The sequence below is a fragment of the Lysobacter sp. M2-1 genome (genome assembly GCF_022662495.1).
In the GTDB taxonomy this organism is placed as follows: domain Bacteria; phylum Pseudomonadota; class Gammaproteobacteria; order Xanthomonadales; family Xanthomonadaceae; genus JAKPBU01.
This window is the reverse complement of record NZ_JAKPBU010000005.1, coordinates 13,794-29,966: the sequence shown is the minus strand read 5'-3', so window position 1 is coordinate 29,966 and position 16,173 is coordinate 13,794. Positions and strand designations below refer to the sequence as shown.

Annotated in this window: 15 protein-coding genes; 5 read left to right on the top strand and 10 right to left on the bottom strand. The window is 68.6% G+C overall.

What is annotated here, in order from left to right; all coding sequences use genetic code 11:
- Positions 1 to 75: 75 nt before the first annotated feature.
- The gene (gene dksA, locus MC375_RS11060) at positions 76 to 1,041 is read right to left on the bottom strand and encodes an RNA polymerase-binding protein DksA (RefSeq protein ID WP_242103458.1); all 966 of its coding nucleotides are present in this window, start codon (positions 1,039 to 1,041) and stop codon (positions 76 to 78) included.
- A 107-nt stretch (positions 1,042 to 1,148) separates the two neighbouring features.
- On the opposite strand from dksA, the gene yidD reads away from it, so the two are divergent.
- The 3 genes from yidD to MC375_RS11045 all read left to right on the top strand — a co-directional run bounded on the left by yidD (position 1,149) and on the right by MC375_RS11045 (position 3,607).
- Complete coding sequence (gene yidD, locus MC375_RS11055) at positions 1,149 to 1,388, top strand: membrane protein insertion efficiency factor YidD (RefSeq protein ID WP_242103457.1); 240 nt, start codon at positions 1,149 to 1,151, stop codon at positions 1,386 to 1,388.
- A complete protein-coding gene (locus MC375_RS11050) occupies positions 1,389 to 2,735 on the top strand; it encodes a dihydroorotase (protein WP_242103456.1) in 1,347 nt (448 codons plus the stop codon).
- An 86-nt stretch (positions 2,736 to 2,821) separates the two neighbouring features.
- Complete coding sequence (locus MC375_RS11045) at positions 2,822 to 3,607, top strand: M23 family metallopeptidase (protein ID WP_343223570.1); 786 nt, start codon at positions 2,822 to 2,824, stop codon at positions 3,605 to 3,607.
- A gap of 406 nt (positions 3,608 to 4,013) precedes the next feature.
- Here the strand turns inward: MC375_RS11045 and MC375_RS11040 are convergent, their stop codons facing one another.
- The 8 genes from MC375_RS11040 to efp form a co-directional block, all read right to left on the bottom strand.
- Complete coding sequence (locus tag MC375_RS11040) at positions 4,014 to 4,961, bottom strand: hypothetical protein (protein ID WP_242103455.1); 948 nt, start codon at positions 4,959 to 4,961, stop codon at positions 4,014 to 4,016.
- On the bottom strand, positions 4,958 to 6,646 hold the full coding sequence (locus MC375_RS11035) for a GGDEF domain-containing protein (protein ID WP_242103454.1): 1,689 nt from the start codon (positions 6,644 to 6,646) through the stop codon (positions 4,958 to 4,960). The genes MC375_RS11040 and MC375_RS11035 overlap by 4 nt, the downstream gene beginning before the upstream one ends.
- 51 nt (positions 6,647 to 6,697) lie before the next feature.
- Entirely contained in the window at positions 6,698 to 7,621 is a 924-nt protein-coding gene (folE2, locus tag MC375_RS11030; protein WP_242103453.1) for a GTP cyclohydrolase FolE2, read from the bottom strand.
- Positions 7,622 to 7,697: 76 nt separating this feature from the next.
- A complete protein-coding gene (locus MC375_RS11025; protein WP_242103452.1) occupies positions 7,698 to 8,348 on the bottom strand; it encodes a phytoene/squalene synthase family protein in 651 nt (216 codons plus the stop codon).
- Positions 8,345 to 9,031: a phosphoglycolate phosphatase gene (gene gph / locus MC375_RS11020; RefSeq protein ID WP_345779282.1), complete on the bottom strand. Its 687-nt coding sequence runs from the start codon at positions 9,029 to 9,031 to the stop codon at positions 8,345 to 8,347. Before gph ends, MC375_RS11025 begins: the two co-directional genes overlap by 4 nt.
- Before the next feature lies 1 nt (position 9,032).
- Positions 9,033 to 9,758, bottom strand: coding sequence for a bifunctional 2-polyprenyl-6-hydroxyphenol methylase/3-demethylubiquinol 3-O-methyltransferase UbiG (gene ubiG, locus MC375_RS11015; protein WP_242103451.1), 726 nt, complete (start codon positions 9,756 to 9,758; stop codon positions 9,033 to 9,035).
- A gap of 31 nt (positions 9,759 to 9,789) precedes the next feature.
- On the bottom strand, positions 9,790 to 11,136 hold the full coding sequence (locus MC375_RS11010) for a TRZ/ATZ family hydrolase (protein ID WP_242103450.1): 1,347 nt from the start codon (positions 11,134 to 11,136) through the stop codon (positions 9,790 to 9,792).
- Between the two features lie 150 nt (positions 11,137 to 11,286).
- Positions 11,287 to 11,853 carry an elongation factor P gene (gene efp / locus MC375_RS11005; RefSeq protein WP_242103449.1) on the bottom strand — a complete coding sequence of 189 codons (567 nt, stop codon included), beginning with the start codon at positions 11,851 to 11,853 and terminating at the stop codon, positions 11,287 to 11,289.
- A gap of 86 nt (positions 11,854 to 11,939) precedes the next feature.
- Between efp and epmB the strand changes: the two genes are divergently transcribed.
- Both epmB and MC375_RS10995 read left to right on the top strand, forming a co-directional pair.
- Positions 11,940 to 12,977 (top strand): EF-P beta-lysylation protein EpmB, encoded by a 1,038-nt coding sequence (epmB, locus tag MC375_RS11000; protein ID WP_242103448.1) that lies wholly within the window; start codon positions 11,940 to 11,942, stop codon positions 12,975 to 12,977.
- A 78-nt stretch (positions 12,978 to 13,055) separates the two neighbouring features.
- The gene (locus MC375_RS10995; RefSeq protein WP_242103447.1) at positions 13,056 to 15,137 is read left to right on the top strand and encodes an EAL domain-containing protein; all 2,082 of its coding nucleotides are present in this window, start codon (positions 13,056 to 13,058) and stop codon (positions 15,135 to 15,137) included.
- A gap of 94 nt (positions 15,138 to 15,231) precedes the next feature.
- Here the strand turns inward: MC375_RS10995 and htpX are convergent, their stop codons facing one another.
- A complete protein-coding gene (gene htpX, locus MC375_RS10990; RefSeq protein WP_242103446.1) occupies positions 15,232 to 16,131 on the bottom strand; it encodes a protease HtpX in 900 nt (299 codons plus the stop codon).
- Positions 16,132 to 16,173 lie beyond the last annotated feature (42 nt).

Here is a 16,173-nt window from a genome sequence, read left to right as displayed (position 1 = left end):
CCCCGCAAACGGAAAAGCCCCGCTTGCGCGAGGCTTCCCCGGAATATCCCTGCTGCGACAGGCGTCACGCGCGCTTCAGTCGCCGATCTGCTTCTGCAGGTGCTCCCAGCGCTCCTGCTCGTCGATGGTGCGCTCGGCGGTGAGGCGGGCTTCCAGGCGTTCCAGGCCGATTTCCTCGCCTGAATCGACGCTGTAGCCGTACTCGCCCGAATCCACGCGCTTGAGCGTGCTGTCGATCTTGCCGATCAGCTTGCGGTAGCGATCGCGGGTCCGCAGTTCCAGCGAGTTTTCGGTCTCGCGGGTGGCCCGCTCGGCTTCATCGCCGATGTCGCGCACTTCGTCCTTGAGGTTCTCGATAGTCTGCTTGGACTCTTCCACCAAATCCGCGCGCCACTGCATCAGGCGCTGGCGGAAGTATTCGAGCTGCAGCGGGCTCATGTATTCCTCGTCCGGCCCCGGCTTGTAGCCGTTGGGCACGATCGGACGGCCGGTTTCATCGGTGTCGTACTTCACCACCTTGACTTTACCCTTGGGAGCGGGCGCGGCGGGTCTGGCGGTAACCGCCACGGCTACCTTGCCCAGCGGACGCGAGACCACCGGTGCCCTGGGCGCCTTGGCCGGTTCGCTCGCCGGCTGTGGGGCGGGCTTGGCAGGCGCTTTGGCCTTGTCGGACTTGGCTGCGGGCGCTGGCTTCGGCGCGGGTGCGGCCTTGGCCACATCGGGCTTGGAAGGCGCCGGTGTCGTCTTGGCCGGCTTGGCGACCGGTCCGGTTTTGCTGGCCGGCTGCACCTTCTTGGCCACCGCCTTGGCCGGCGCCGCCTTCTTCACGGGCTTGGCGACCTGCTTCTTCGGGGCCGGCTTCTTCGCAGCGGCCGGCTTCTTGGCAGCTGTCTTCTTCACGGCGGCCTTCTGGGCCGGCGCCGGCTTCTTCGCGGGCGCCTTCTTGGCGGTCGGCTTTTTGGCGGGCGCCTTCTTCGCTGCAGGCCGGGAGGGCTTCTTGACGGCCTTCGCGGCCTTCTTTGCGGGTTTCTTGACTGCCACTTCCTATACGTCCTTCTGGTTCCCTAGTGCGGGAAAGCGCGCTGTTATACCCTGCGAGCCCTACCTCGGCAACCGCGCGAGACTGCGCGCCGCGCCGTGCAAAGCCTGTGATCGACCGCCTGCTCATCGCCCTGCTGCGTGGCTATAAACGCCTGATCAGCCCCCTGCTCGGCCCGCGCTGCCGGTTCACGCCCAGTTGTTCCGAGTATGCGATGACGGCGATCGCCCGCCACGGCGCCCTGCGCGGCGGCTGGCTGGCGCTGCGTCGCATCGGCCGCTGCCATCCGCTCAACCCGGGCGGGCACGATCCGGTGCCCGATCTGCCCCACCAGCATGGAAACCACTGAATGTCGGACACGCTGATCGTCAACGCCCGCCTGGTCAATGAAGGCCGCGAGTTCGACGGCGACCTGCGCATCTCGCGCGGCCGCATCGCCGAAATCGGCAGCGGGCTGTCTGCAGGCGAACGTGAAACGGTCATCGACGCCGCAGGCCGCAGGCTGATGCCCGGCATGATCGACGACCAGGTGCATTTCCGCGAGCCGGGCCTGGAATACAAAGCCGATATCGCCAGCGAGTCGGCGGCCGCCGTGGCCGGCGGCCTGACCAGCTTCATGGACATGCCCAACACGTCGCCGCCCACGCTGGATCGCGACGCGCTGGAAGACAAGTACCGGCGCGCCACCGGTCGGGCCTGGGGCAACTTCGGCTTCTACATGGGCGCCAGCAACGACAACCTGGCTGCGATCCGGGCGCTGGACCCCAAGGCTGCCCCGGGGATCAAGGTGTTCATGGGAGCCTCGACCGGCAACATGCTGGTGGACGATCCGGACACCCTCAATGGCATCTTCCGCGAGGCGCCCACGCCGATCATCACCCATTGCGAAGACACGCCGACCATCGACGCGATGCTGGCCAAATACCGCGGCGAGTACGGCGACGACATCCCTGTGGGTGCGCATCCGGACATCCGTTCGCGCGAAGCCTGCATCAAGTCGACCCGGCTCGCGCTGGAGCTGGCGCGCCGCCACGACAGCCGGCTGCACGTGCTGCACATTTCCACCGCCGACGAACTGGCCCTGTTCGAGCGGGGCCCGCTGATCCGCGAAGACGGGTCGCGCAAGCGCATCACCGCCGAGACCTGCGTGCATTTCCTGCACTTCGCGCGCGAGGATTACGCGCGCCTGGGCAATCTGATCAAGTGCAATCCTGCGATCAAGGACGCTGCCGACCGCGAGGCGCTGATCGATGCGCTGGCCTCGGACGTGATCGATGTGCTCGCCACCGATCACGCGCCGCACACGCTGGAGGAGAAGGCACGGCCCTACCTGCAGGCGCCCAGCGGACTGCCGCTGGTGCAGTTCGCGCTGAATGCCGCACTGGAACTGGTGCGTGCCGGACGCCTGACCAATGCGCAGGTCGTGCAGAAGTTCGCGCATGCGCCGGCACAGCTGTTCGATGTATCCGAGCGCGGCTTCCTGCGCGAAGGGTACTGGGCCGATCTGGTCATGGTGGACGACGCGCCATATACCGTGGAGCGCGAAGACGTGCTGTCCAAATGCGGCTGGTCGCCCTTCGAAGGCACGACCTTCCACACCAGGATCGCCTCGACCTGGGTCAATGGCATGCTGGCGTGGGATGGTCGCAAACTGCTTGGCGAACCGGGGGGGCAGCGGCTGGGGTTCGCGCGGTGACCCCGCGCGGCATCGCCCTGTTCGTCGTCGCATGGTTCGCCGCCGCCGGTTGCGCCGTCGCACAGGTGGCCAAAGATGGGCCGCATGTGCCGATCGGCGGCGACGGCGCGATCCCTGCCCGCGCGACACGACTGCCGGCGTCTGCCTCGCAGGGCGCGATGGTGATCGGCAATACCCACCCGGCTGCGATCGTCGAGTATGCGGGCCGCAGCCTGCGGGTGACGCCCTACGGCAGCTTCGCGTTCGGCATCGGCCGCGACGCCACCGGGGAAGCCGTACTGCGGATCAGGCAGCCCGCCAGCGACTGGATCGAGCATCGCATCGCCATCGTTCCGCGCGACTGGCCCATCGAAAGGATCGACGGCGTGCCACCGGCCACGGTTAACCCACCCAAGGCGATCGCCGACCGCATTGCGCGCGAACAGGCGCTCGTGAGCGCAGTGCGCACTCGCGACGATGAGCGTGTCGGCTTCGCCCAACACTTCATTCGCCCGGTCGAAGGCCGCGTCAGCGGGCGCTTCGGCAACCAGCGCGTCTACAACGGCACTCCCAAATCGCCGCATTCGGGCATGGACATCGCAGCGCCGAACGGCACCCAGGTCAAGGCGCCGGCCGATGGCGTGATCAGCTTCGCCGACGGCGACCTCTATCTCACCGGCGGCACCGTGGTGCTCGATCATGGTCACGGCATCAGCAGTAATTTCCTGCACCTCTCGCGGATCGACGTGAAGGTCGGCGATACCGTGAAGCAGGGCGACGTCATCGGCGCGGTCGGTGCGACGGGGCGCGCGACCGGGCCACATTTGCATTGGGGGATGAACTGGTTCGATGTGCGCATCGACCCGCTGCTGGTGCTCGAACGCGGACAGTAAATTCCCGCAGCGCCAGCGATATCGCGCGCTGCGGCGCGTTCAGAGCTAGGCGCCTGTTGTGCAGTGGCGGCGCGGTTCGATGTGCGCATCGACCCGCTGCTGGTGCTCGAGCGCGGACAGTAGATCTCGAAGCGTCGCCATTATCGCGCGCCGCGGCGCGTTCCAGGATAAAGCGCGCGTGTTGTGCAGTAGCGGCGCGGTTCGATGTGCGCTTCGACGCGCTCCTTGTCCTCGAACGCGACAAGCCTCCGCCCCTTAGCCGTGATTCCTCCCGCGCTGCGGCGCGCCGGTTGCATCGGCGAGCGAGTCCACCCGCAGCGCGGTTCGACGTGCGCGTCGATCCTGGTGCTCGAACGCGCCCGGCGCGATTGACGGCGCGCAGCGCGAAACGCGCGCATGGATCCGGCTAGCCGCCCGGCCGCTGCATCAGCCTGCCCAGCGCGGTGTGCGAGGGGGTCGCGGCCAGATCGAGCGGCGTCACGAGCTTGGGATTGGGATCGGGAATTGGCTGCTGTCCGCCGGCGCCACGCGCAGCCCTGGCCAGCGGCGGCAACGTCGGGACGCCCAAGGCCTGTCGAGCGAGCGCCAGCTCGGCCTGCAATGCGTCGTCCTCGATGGCGGCATTGTCGGCCGCGCCCACCGGGGCCACGATTGCGGAAGGCGGCGCCCCAGCCCTGGCAGCCGTCTGTGGTGCTGCAGCCCGCAGCGCTTGCTGCCGTTCCGGCCGTAGCAATGGCCAGACCTCGTCCCACAACGCCTTCCAGTCGATATCCGGGAACGGTGCCGTGCCGCGAGGCTCCAGTACGATCCGAGGCGCCAGACTTCCGCGCGGATCGGCTGCGCATTCGGCGAAGGTTCGGTACACCACTTCGCTGCAGACCATATGGGTGGGATCGTTGCGGATCACGTGATCCAGCGCCTCGCGTATCACCAGCCGCACGGCCGGATCTCCAGGCAGTTTGCCGCGCACCGCCAGCACCACGCCCAGGGTCGCTAGCATGTCCAGTGGATAGGGAATGCCGAGCAGCGATTGCGCGTGCGCCAGTACCAGCGCGCGATCGCCATCGTCCAGCACACTGCCGTCGTGGGCCAGCGGGCGAAAGGCATCGATATAGTGATAGTTGACCTCGTCGGCGAGTCGTTGCACCAACGGATAACGCCGCACGCCGCTGGCGGACGCTTCGATCAGATCGCCACCATCGGCGACCAGCGCGGCGTGGCTGTAGATGGAGTCGCCGCACCAGGCGATGAGCTGGGACAGCGGCCCTTCGCCCAGCATCAACAGCACATCGCCGACCTGCAGGTCGCTTGCTGCCACAGCTTGAGTGCTGGATGTACCGACGGTTTCGATCATGCGCGTGCCTGTGCGTTTGCCTGAGGGGAAAGTTCGCTGCTGACGCGATCGCGCCCTGCCGCCTTGCTCGCGTACAGGGCCGCGTCGGCGCGGGCGAGCAGCTGTTGCGCGGTTTCGCCGGCGCGCAGCTGGGCCAGGCCGATGCTCAGGCTGCCGGCCACCAGCAATCCATCGATCGACAACGGGCGGCAGTTCACCGCCGCCAGCATCTGTTCGGACCGCGCTGCGCCATCGGCCAGCGCGGTATCGGGCATCAGCACGAGAAACTCGTCGCCACCGTATCGGCCAAGCAGGTCCTGGGTGCGCAGGCGGTTGCGCACGCGCTGGCCGATGTAACTCAGGCAGGCATCGCCGACGTGGTGTCCGTGGGTGTCGTTGATGCCCTTGAAGTGGTCAATGTCGACGAATGCCACGCACAATGGCCGTCCGGTGGCCTGGACGATGGCGATTTCTTCCTTGAGCCGCCGTTCGATGGCGCCACGGCTCAGCACGCCGGTCAGCGGATCGGTGCTCGCCTGCCGGCTGGCGTGGTCGCGGTCGCGGCGCAGCTGCAGCAGCTTGTCCGACAACCCGATCGTGAGCAGCAGCCCGGCGAGCGCGAAACTCGCGGCCAGCGCATGCGTCAGCCAGCTGGCGCCGGCGATGAAACCCATCAGCTGCAGCGCCTTGAGAATGCACATCACGATCAGCGGCAGCCATGACAGCAGCAGGAAGCGCGCGGCGCGATGGCCCTTCAGGCTGGTCGCCGCACCCGCGGCGAACACGGCGAGCGCCGACAGCACCAGCAGCAGGTTGCCCAACATCGCGAACTCGCCGCGATCCATCGCCAGGTTCAACAGCGCCGTCGCGCCCATCGCCAGCGTCAGCCAATGCAGGATCCGGTCGATCCGAGGCGCCTGGCGCCTGAGGTCGAGGAACATGCGCATGAACACATTGCTCGCCATCACACCCAGGCAACCCACCACCCGGGTTGCCCGTGGATCCTGCCCGAACAGCGCATCCAGCCATGGAATGCCGCGCATTTCCCCGCCCATGGCCGCGATGTAGAGCGCGGCGCAGGTAAGGGTCAGCGCGAGGAACGCGAAACTGCGCTCGCCCACCCCCGCCCAGAACGCGAGCGCGAGCAGCGCCAATACCACCATGGCGCTGAGGATCATGGTGCGCCAGGCGACGTAGATGAGGTCGGCGCGATGCACCTCATCTCGGCCCTGCACTGAGACCGCCATCGGCACCGCGCCGGGCGCGCTCACGCGCAGGTAGACGGATGCACCGGCGGGCAGGCCCTGCGGCAAGGGAATGGCGAGGGCACGCGAGGAATACCGCAGATCCATGTCATCGCCATAGATGGCGTGTCGCGTTGGGGTCGCGGCGCCCGGCGTCCAGGCTTCCACCCGGGTCATGTACGGGCCATCGAGCAGCAGCAGGGGTTCGGATTGGGTATCCACGCGGGCACTCGTGCGTACCCGCCACCAACGCGGCTGGTGGGAGACCTCCTGGACCACGGCGACGGGGCGGACCTGGAACTGGCCATCCAGTTGTCCGGAGAGAACCTGCGCTGGCTCCGCCGGCGTCGGCAGGCGCGCCACTTCCAGCGCCCCGGCTCGCAGCGACGCGCACGCCGTCAAGGCCGCCAGCAGCAGCCAGCCGCGCCATCGCGTGGCACCCTTGGGATCCCCCTTCCCCATCCGGCCATGCTAGCGCACTGGCCGCCCTGTCGCCGCTGCCCGCGGCGACGATCAGCTTGCGCCGACCCCCGAGACCCGAGCGACCGCATCGTGCGCATGCAAGCTCTCTAGATGCGACACGGTGGCATCGAAACTCAGTACGCGTGGATCTTGCGAAAGGGCTGCGGCCACGCGGCGAGCGGCGTCCTCGCAGAACATCAGGTTGGCCGCATTGAGTTCCGCGAAGGCCTGTTCGTCTTCGCGCTTGACCGCCGTCTGCACCGGCGTTGCCAGCGCGGCTTCCACCGCATCGATCAACGCGGTCACCGGCAGCACCTCGAAGGCCGGCTTCAGTTCGACCCGGATGTTGGCACGGCTGCGCTGCGCATGCGGGGTTGCGGCCAGGCCGCGCTCGGATGCGAGCCAGTCGTGCACCACCGCGGTGGACAGCGGCCGCGCCGCGGCGAAGTCCGCCGCGAACCGCTCGGCGTTGAGCTGGCGCGACAGGGCGGCCGATGCGGGACAGGTGCTCGAATACTCGACCGCGAAACGCAGCGCCAGGTGCAGGTGGCCGTCGAGGAGCTCGGCTTCGATCACCAGCGGATAGCGCTTCCAGCCGGCGTTGTCGCTGGCCAGTGCCTTGCGCAGCAGCAGGTGGTCGTAGCGGATCGCCAGGCGTGCGCGCGTCGAGGCGCCGCGCTGCGATTCGACGAATAGTTGCAGCACGCGGCGCAGGCCGGCCGGCGTGACCGGCTCGCTGGCCAGCGCCTGCTGCAGTTGCAGGTACAGGCGCGACATGTGGATGCCGCGCGCGGCTGCATCCACCAGGTCGACCGCCACGTCCACGGCCGCCGCGACCTGGATCGTGCTGCCGTCGTCGGACTGGACGCGCAGCGGCAGTGCGATCCCGTCCATGCCGACCCAGTCGAGCGGCCGCGCAAGCGCGACCGCATCGGCGGCGACATCGGGCAGCGGGCGTGGGATTCCTGGGGTCACGGATGCAGGCGGGGGCGAAACGAAGCGCAAATTGTAGCGATCCGCCGCCGGCCTGCCCCGAACCCGCGCGAAACGCTCAGTTGCGCGCGGCGCGCCAGCTGCCCCAGAGGGTGCCCCAGCGCTTGGCCGGCTGCCACGCCGCGCCCGTGGCCGCGGCTTCCAGGCGCCGGCGCACGATCTGGTCACGCAACCGGGCCGGGATCGCCACCGCGGGCCCGCCGGACCAGCGGGCGCGCAGCGCGGCCGCGGAGCTGGCACCTCCGGCATCGACCGCGGCGCCCGCCAGCATCGCCATCACCGCACCCGTGGCTGAGGAAGAGGCATCGAACAGGACGGCCTCGATCCCGGCGCAGCCCTCCCCCAGGGGTTCGAGCACGGCCAGCGCAGCGGCCGGGTCGCGCGGGAGTTCCCGGTAGCGCAGCGCGGGCATCGCGTCGGCCATCGCGCCCCAGGGAGCCGGTCGGGGCCGGAGCACGCTGCCCAACGGATGGCGCTGCGCGCCCTTCGCCCAGCCGCGCAGCTCCTCCTGCCACCAGGCCAGCTTCGCCAGCCCAGGCGCCGGATCGCTGCCGCCCCAGGCGGCGTCGGCGAATTCCTGCAGCAGGGCGAACCAGGCCGCCGCGACGTCCCGCTGCGCCACCGGCGCGAATACTTCCGCGATGGCCCACTCCGGCCAGCGCGCCCGCCACTTCGCGGCGAAGTCCTCGAAGCCGCTGCGATCGCTCATCGCGGCCAGCGATCGGCCCGGTGCAGATCGATGGGGGTTTCAGCAATGAGGTCGCCGCCCCATTCCGCCGGCACCTCGTGCGGCAGTCGGTAGCCCCATAGCGCCACCACCGAGCGCATGCCCGCGGCACGCGCCGCGGCGATGTCGCGCTCGTCGTCGCCCACGTAGACGCAGTCTTCGACTTCCACATCCAGGACCGCGGCGGCATGGGTCAGGGGCAGCGGGTGCGGCTTGCGCTGCGCCAGGGTGTCGCCGCCGATCAGGATCGCGCAGCGCTCCTGCCAGCCCAGCATCGGCAGCAACTGCCTGGCCAGGTACTCGGGCTTGTTGGTCACGATGCCCCACCGCGCGCCGTCGTCCTCGATCGCACGCAGCAGCTCGTCGACCCCATCGAACGGCGCGCCGCTGCGTCCCAGCTCCAGTTCGTACGCATCGAGGAATTCCCGGATCGTCTCCGGCGGCACCTCGCCGCCGAGTTCGGGGAAGGCCGCCGCGCTCATCGCACGCGCACCCCTCGACACATGCGGGCGCAATTCCTCCAGCGGCATCGGACCGCGGCCGCGTGTTGCGCGCATGCGATTGACCGTGGCCGCCATGTCCGGCGCGCTGTCGAGCAGGGTGCCGTCGAGGTCGAACAGGGCGAGCCTCGGGAAGCGGGCAGTGGGCGCTGCGCGAACGCTCACGTCAGGCTTCGGGCTTGCGCGCGCAGGCGAGGTAGTTGACATCCGTACGCGCGACCACGCGTGCGCTGTTGCGCCAGGGTTCGTACATCAGGCCACTGACGTCCTCGAGTTCCAGCCCGGCCTCGCGCAGCCATTTGGCCAGCTCGGAGGGCTTGATGAAGTCGCGGTACTGGTGGGTGCCCCTGGGCAGGATCCGGGCCACGTATTCGGCGCCGACGATGGCGAGCGCGAACGCCGCCGGGGTGCGGTTGAGCGTGGACACCACCAGCCGTCCACCCGGCCTGAGCAGGGCCGCGCAGCCGGCCAGGATCGCGCCCGGATCGGGCACGTGCTCGAGCATCTCCATGCAGGTGACCGCATCGAAGCTCGCCGGCGCTTCGGCGGCCAGCGCCTCGGCCGACTGCAGGCGGTAGTCGACCTCGACCCCGGACTCGAGCCGGTGCAGCTTCGCCACCTTGATCAGGTCGGGCGCCAGATCGATGGCCGTGACCTGCGCACCGGATTTCGCCAGCGCCTCGCTCAGCAGGCCGGCCCCGCAGCCGACGTCGAGCACCCGCGCATCCTGCAGGTCGATGCGGCCGGCGACATAGCCCAGCCGCGCCGGGTTGAGCGCATGCAGCGCCTTCTGCGGTCCGTTCTCGTCCCACCAGCGCTGCGCCAGATCATTGAACTTGTCGAGTTCGCTCTGGCGGAAGTTGTCGTTTGGGGATGGCGTTGCGTCGCTCATACCGACCATTCTCGCAGACCCGGGCACGGGCTCATCCCGGCAGGTCAATCGCGCCGATCCGCTCGCGCCACTGCCGCGCGTTGGCGATGATGCCGACCTCGTCCATGTCGACCAGCTGCCGGTCGCGCAGCTTGCGCCGCCCTGCGATCCACACATCGCTGACCTGATGGCGCCCGGTCGCATAGACCAGCTGCGACACGACGTGATGCAACGGCTGGGTTTCCAGCGCGGCCAGGTCGACGCAGACCAGATCGGCCTGCTTGCCCGGCTGGATCGAGCCGATCAGGTGGTCGAAACCGATCGCCTTCGCTCCACCCAGGGTCGCGGCGCGCAGCGCGCTGAACGCATCGAAGCCGGCGGCATCCTGTGCGACCGCCTTGGCCAGGATCGCCGCGGTGCGCATCTCGCCCATCATGTCCAGGTCGTTGTTGCTGGCAGCGCCGTCGGTGCCGATGGCTAGCGTCACGCCCGCCCGCTGCAGTGCGCAGGCCGGGCAGAAGCCGGACGCCAGCTTGAGATTGGATTCGGGGCAGTGCACCACGCTCACGCCGCGCTCGGCGCACAGCGCGATTTCCGCCTCGGTGAGCTGGGTCATGTGCACCGCGATCAGGCGGTCGTTGAGCAGGCCGAGCCGGTCCATGCGCGCGATCGGGCGCTGGCCGTGCTCCTCGATCGATTGCTGCACTTCCTGCGCGGTCTCGTGCAGGTGCAGGTGGACCGGCACATCCAGCTGGTCGGCGAGCATGCGCACGCGTTCGAAGTTGGCATCGTCCACGGTGTAGGGCGCGTGCGGTGCGAACGCGGTGGCGACCAGCGGATCTCCGCGCCACTGGTCGTGCACTTCGCCGGCGCGGTCGAAGTATTCGTCGTCGCTCTTGGCCCAGGCGCTGGGGAAATCGATCACCGGCAGGCCGACGCGCGCCCGGAAGCCATGGCGCTTGTAGGTGGCCGCCTGCACGTCCGGGAAGAAGTAGTTTTCGTTGCAGCAGGTGGTGCCCCCGCGCAGCATCTCGGCGATGGCCAGGGTTACGCCGTCGGCCACGTAGTCCGGACCCATGACCGCGGCCTCGATCGGCCAGATGTGCTGCTGCAGCCAGGCCTTGAGCGGCATGTCGTCGGCGATGCCGCGCAGCAGAGTCATGGGATTGTGGGCATGCGCGTTGACCAGGCCCGGCATCAGCGCGGCGTCCGGTCGCGAAACGATTTCCGCCGCGTCGAAGCGCGCCCGTGCCTCTGCGACCGGCAACACCGCGAGCACCACGCTGCCCTGCACCACCACGGCGTGGTCGGTGAGGACCACGGCATGCGGTTCGACCGGGACAACGAAGCCCGCTTCGATCAGCAGGTCGCAGGGCTCTGGGGTGGCATGATCCGTCATTCTGCTTCTTGCTCGTCATTCCCGCGAAGGCGCGAATCCGGTGTCCTTAAGGCATCCACGACGACGCGCAAACATCAATGTGGTTGGATCCCCGCCTGCGCGGGGATGACTGATTCATCACTCGCCCGCGATGCGGGCGCTATGAATCAGTCACTTCACCCGGCTGACGTATTCGCCGCTGCGGGTGTCGACCTTGATCATCTCGTCCTGGCCCACGAACAGCGGGACGCGCACCACCGCTCCGGTCTCGAGCGTCGCCGGCTTGCCGCCGCCGCCGGAGGTGTCGCCGCGCACGCCAGGGTCGGTTTCGGTGATCTTGAGTTCGACGAAATTCGGAGGCTGCACCGCGATCGGCACGCCGTTCCACAGCGTCACCACGCATTCCTCCTCGCCCTTGAGCCACTTCTCGGCGCCGCCCATGCCGGCCTTGTCGGCCTGGACCTGTTCGAAGGTTTCCGGGTTCATGAAGTGCCAGTACTCGCCGTCGCCGTAGAGGTACTGCATGTCGGTATCGACCACGTCGGCCACTTCGAGGTTGTCGGTCGCCTTCATGGTCAGTTCGACGACGCGCCCATTCTTGATGTTGCGGTACTTGATGCGGGTGAAGGCCTGGCCCTTGCCCGGCTTGACGTATTCGGTCTCGGTGATGATGCACGGCTCGTTGTTGACCAGGATCTTCTGTCCGGTCTTGACGTCGTTCATGCCCAGGCTGGCCATGGGTGCTCCTGCTGAAGGCCGCGCGCGGGCGGCTAGAATGGGAAGGTTCTGGAATTCCGGCGCGGCCGGCACAACTCAAGCCCGACATGATACCTGCTGCCCCCATCCGGCTGCAGCCGGAGGACACGGTTGCGCCCCTTGCGCAAGCCGCTTCCCGCTGGCAGCAGCACTGGCGCGAAGCCGTTCGCGACCCGCGCGAGCTGCTCGCGATGCTGGGGCTGGAAGCCCTGGCCCCGCGCATTTCGGACCAGGCTGCGGCGCACTTCCCGCTGCGGGTGCCGCGCGGATTTGTGGCGCGCATGCGTCATGGCGATCCGCACGACCCGCTGCTGCGGCAGGTACTGCCGCTCGACGACGAAGAGCGGATCGTGCCCGGTTTCGACCTGGATGCGGTGGGCGACATGGCCGCCAGGGCCGGCGACGGACTGATCCGCAAGTACAACGGGCGCGCACTGCTGATCGCCACCGGCAGCTGCGCGATCCACTGCCGCTACTGTTTCCGCCGCCACTTTCCCTACGCCGCGGAAACCGCCGCGCGCGACGGCTGGCAGAACGCGATCGCGGCGCTGCGCGCTGACCCCGGCGTGGACGAGGTGATCCTGTCGGGAGGGGATCCGCTCGCGCTTGCCACGTCCAAGCTCGCCCAGCTGACCGATGCGCTGCAGCGCATTGCCCATCTGAAACGGCTACGCGTGCACACGCGGCTGCCGATCGTGCTGCCCGAGCGCGTGGACGCCGAGCTGGTCGCCTGGCTGCGCGCCCTGCCCTGGCCGGTGACCGTGGTCGTGCATGCCAACCATGCCAACGAGTGGACCGCCGAGGTGGACGCGGCGATGGCCAGCCTGCGCAGCGCGGGCGTGCTGGTGCTGAACCAGGCCGTGCTGCTTCGCGGCGTCAACGACTCCGTGGACGCGCTGGCCGCGCTCAGCGAACGCGGCCATGCCGCCGGCGTGCTCCCCTACTATCTGCATCAGCTCGACCGCGTCGCCGGGTCAGCGCATTTCGAGGTGGACGACACCACCGCGCGCGCCCTGCACGCGGCGCTCGCAGCCAGGCTGTCAGGCTACCTGGTGCCCAGACTGGTGCGCGAGGTGGCAGGCGATCCCGGCAAGCGTCCGCTCTGAGCCGATACCGCTGCCCGCCATTGGACGCGCACCAAGGCCTCGTGGCATAACGCAATCTTCACCGGACCGCAGCCCCGCATGCAGAGCAGTGCCGAATCCGCGCTTCGATTGCTGATCGTCGACGACAACGTCGAGGACGCCGAGGCCATCGTCAGTGCCCTGCGCAACAACGGCGTGGCGGTGCGTCCGCTGCGGCCGACGGATCCGGACGAGCTGGCCACGATGCTGGCCGAACAGGCCGTGGACCTGGTTCTGGCCTCCGACAGCGCAACCAGTATCCCGTTGGCCGAAGTGATGCGTGCAGTGGCGTCCAGCGACAAGGACATCCCGATCGTCGGGTTGATGGACGAAGTCGACGCGCCGCGCGCGGCCCAGGTCTACAACTCGGGGGCCCGCCGCGTGGGGCTGCGCAGCGAACCCGCCCAGCTGCTGCGCAGCATCCGGCTGGAGTGGGAAGACCTGGAAACCCGTCGCGCGCTGCGCAGGCTGGACGCGCAGGTGCGCGAGACCGAGCGCCGCTGCGATGCGCTGATCGAGTCTTCGCGCGATCCCATCGCCTACGTGCACGAAGGCATGCATATCCGCGCCAACCCGGCCTACCTGGAGATGTTCGGCTTCGACAGCTTCGCCGACGTCGAGGGCATGTCGCTGCTGGACCTGGTGGCCTCGCAGCACGTGGAAGGCTTCAAGCGCCTGCTCAAATCGCTCAGCCGCGGCGAGCCGCCGCCGGCCCGCTACGAACTCGAGGCGCGCGACGCCCAAGGCGAACCGTTCCCGGCGACGATGGAATTCACCCCGGCGATGTACGAGGGCGAGCCCTGCCTGCAGGTGGTCTTCCGCCGCCAGGAACTGGACCCGGAACTCGCGCGCGAGGTCGAGGAGCTGCGCCAGCGCGACCAGGTCACCGGGCTGCTCAACCGCCCGACCTTCCTGCGCTCGCTCGAGGACGCGGTGTCCGACGCCGCGCAGAACCGGGGCACCCACGGCCTGCTGCTGGTCGAGCCGGACCACTACCAGAGGCTGCTGCAGGACATCGGCCTGGATTCGGCCGATGCCATCGTCACGGCGCTGGCGCAACGCCTGCGGACCGTGCTCGACGCGCATCCCGACACACTTGCCGCCCGCTTCGGCGAGCACACCCTGGCCATCCTGCTGCGCGGTTCCGATCATGTCGCGACCAGCGCCCTGGCCGAACGGCTGCGCGAAGCGTTCGGCAACGTCATCACGATCGGTGGGCACAGCAGCGCCATCAGCGTGAGCATCGGCGGCGTGCAGATCGGCGAGCGCATCGCCAGCGTCACCCAGGTGCTGGCCAAGGCCCATCAGGGCCTGCAATCCGCGCTCGGCGTGGGCGGAAACCGCTACGAGATCTTCGATCCCAGCGCCACCGACCGGGCCGAGGACGAGCGCATCCAGGCCTGGGTCGAACGCCTCCATCAGGCGCTGGCCGACGACGAATTCCTCCTGCATTACCAGCCGGTGATCAGCCTGCGGGGCGAGCCCGATCCCATGTACGAGGCCCGGATCCGGCTGCGGTCCGCCGATGGCGAAACCATCGCCCCGGGCACCTTCCTGCCGCTGGCTGAAGAGCACGGCCTGATGGCGCAGATCGACCGTTGGGTGGTGGGCCGCGCCGTGGCCGAACTGGGTGCATGCGAACGTTCCGGAAAACCGGTGACGCTGATGGTCAAGATCAGCCAGGCTTCACTCGCCGACGACGCCCTGATCGTGCACCTGGGCAAGGCCCTGTCGACGCATGGCGTACCCGGCCATCGGCTGGTGCTCACCGTATCGGAGGCCAAGGTCTTTACCCAGTTGCGCGCCGCCCAGGCGTTCAGCGCGGCCGTGGGTGCACTGGGCTGCCGCGTGGGACTGGAGGAATTCGGTGCCGGCCTGGACTCCTCGCAGCTGCTCGTGCACCTGAGCCCGGCCTTCGTCAGGCTCGACCGCAGCTTCACCCTGGACCTGCCGAAGAATCCGGGCAACCAGCAGCGGGTCCAGGAAATCGGCGAACGCTGCCGCGAGGCGGGCATCCGCAGCGTCGCCGAGGAAGTCCAGGACGCGGCCAGCATGTCGATCCTGTTCAACGCCGGAATCGACTACGTGCAGGGCGATTTCCTGGCGCCGGCCGGGCCGGCAATGAATTACGACTTCGAATGAGGCTGCGCTCCGCCCGTTGATCCGGACACAGATGAAGCCGGGCCCGCCTGCGGCGGGCCCAGCTTACGCAGGTATCAAGGTCGCCGTGCGGCGATCAGGCCACCACGCCCTGGCGCACATCGTGCATGTCGGGCGTGGCGTTGCGCAGCGCGGCGATGCGCTCTTCCAGCGGCGGGTGGCTCATCAACAGGCGCTTCAGACCAGTGCCGACGCCTCCGCTGATGCCGAACGCGGCGACCTGCTTGGGCAGGGTGCTCTCGCCATAGGTCTGGGCCAGGCGTTCGAGCGCGGCGATCATCTTCGGCTTGCCGGCCAGCGCGGCCCCGCCGGCGTCGGCGCGGAACTCGCGATGGCGCGAGAACCACATCGCGATCATCGAGGCAAACAGCCCGAACACCATGTCCAGGACGAACACGATGGCGTAATAGCCCAGGCCCGGGCCGTCGCGGCCGCCGCTCAGATAGCCGTCGATCACCCGCCCGACCACGCGTGCAAGCACGATCACGAAGGTGTTCAGCACGCCCTGCAGCAGGGCCATGGTCACCATGTCGCCGTTCGCCACGTGGCTCACCTCGTGGCCGAGCACGGCCTCGGCCTCGTCGCGGTCCATCGCCCGCAACAGGCCGGTCGACACCGCCACCAGCGCCTTGTTGCGGTTGGCACCGGTGGCGAAGGCGTTGATCTCCGGCGCATCGTAGATGGCCACTTCGGGCATGCCGATCCCGGCGGCCTGGGCCTGGCGTTGCACGGTGGACAGCAGCCACTGCTCCGCCTCGTTGCGCGGGGTCTCGATGACGTGGGCGCCGGTCGCGCGCTTGGCCATCCACTTGGATATGAACAGCGAGAAGAAGGCGCCGCCGAAGCCGAACAGGGCCGCGAAGATCAGCAGGCCGCCGAATTGCTGCGGGTTCACGCCGAGAATCGACATGACGACGCTGACCAGGGCCAGGACCGCCAGATTGGTGAGCAGGAACAAACCGACACGCTTGAACATGGACGATTCCATAACCGCGCACCACGCGCGGACCAGACATTA

What these genes read in the sequence shown, in the direction of transcription:
- MC375_RS10995 (WP_242103447.1), top strand. Translation starts at nt 13,056, where the DNA reads ATGCAGAGCAGTGCCGAATCCGCGCTTCGATTGCTGATCGTCGACGAC.
- MC375_RS11010 (WP_242103450.1), bottom strand. Translation starts at nt 11,136, where the DNA reads ATGACGGATCATGCCACCCCAGAGCCCTGCGACCTGCTGATCGAAGCG.
- epmB (WP_242103448.1), top strand. Translation starts at nt 11,940, where the DNA reads ATGATACCTGCTGCCCCCATCCGGCTGCAGCCGGAGGACACGGTTGCG.
- MC375_RS11035 (WP_242103454.1), bottom strand. Translation starts at nt 6,646, where the DNA reads ATGGGGAAGGGGGATCCCAAGGGTGCCACGCGATGGCGCGGCTGGCTG.
- MC375_RS11040 (WP_242103455.1), bottom strand. Translation starts at nt 4,961, where the DNA reads ATGATCGAAACCGTCGGTACATCCAGCACTCAAGCTGTGGCAGCAAGC.
- ubiG (WP_242103451.1), bottom strand. Translation starts at nt 9,758, where the DNA reads ATGAGCGACGCAACGCCATCCCCAAACGACAACTTCCGCCAGAGCGAA.
- efp (WP_242103449.1), bottom strand. Translation starts at nt 11,853, where the DNA reads ATGGCCAGCCTGGGCATGAACGACGTCAAGACCGGACAGAAGATCCTG.
- MC375_RS11025 (WP_242103452.1), bottom strand. Translation starts at nt 8,348, where the DNA reads ATGAGCGATCGCAGCGGCTTCGAGGACTTCGCCGCGAAGTGGCGGGCG.
- MC375_RS11050 (WP_242103456.1), top strand. Translation starts at nt 1,389, where the DNA reads ATGTCGGACACGCTGATCGTCAACGCCCGCCTGGTCAATGAAGGCCGC.
- htpX (WP_242103446.1), bottom strand. Translation starts at nt 16,131, where the DNA reads ATGTTCAAGCGTGTCGGTTTGTTCCTGCTCACCAATCTGGCGGTCCTG.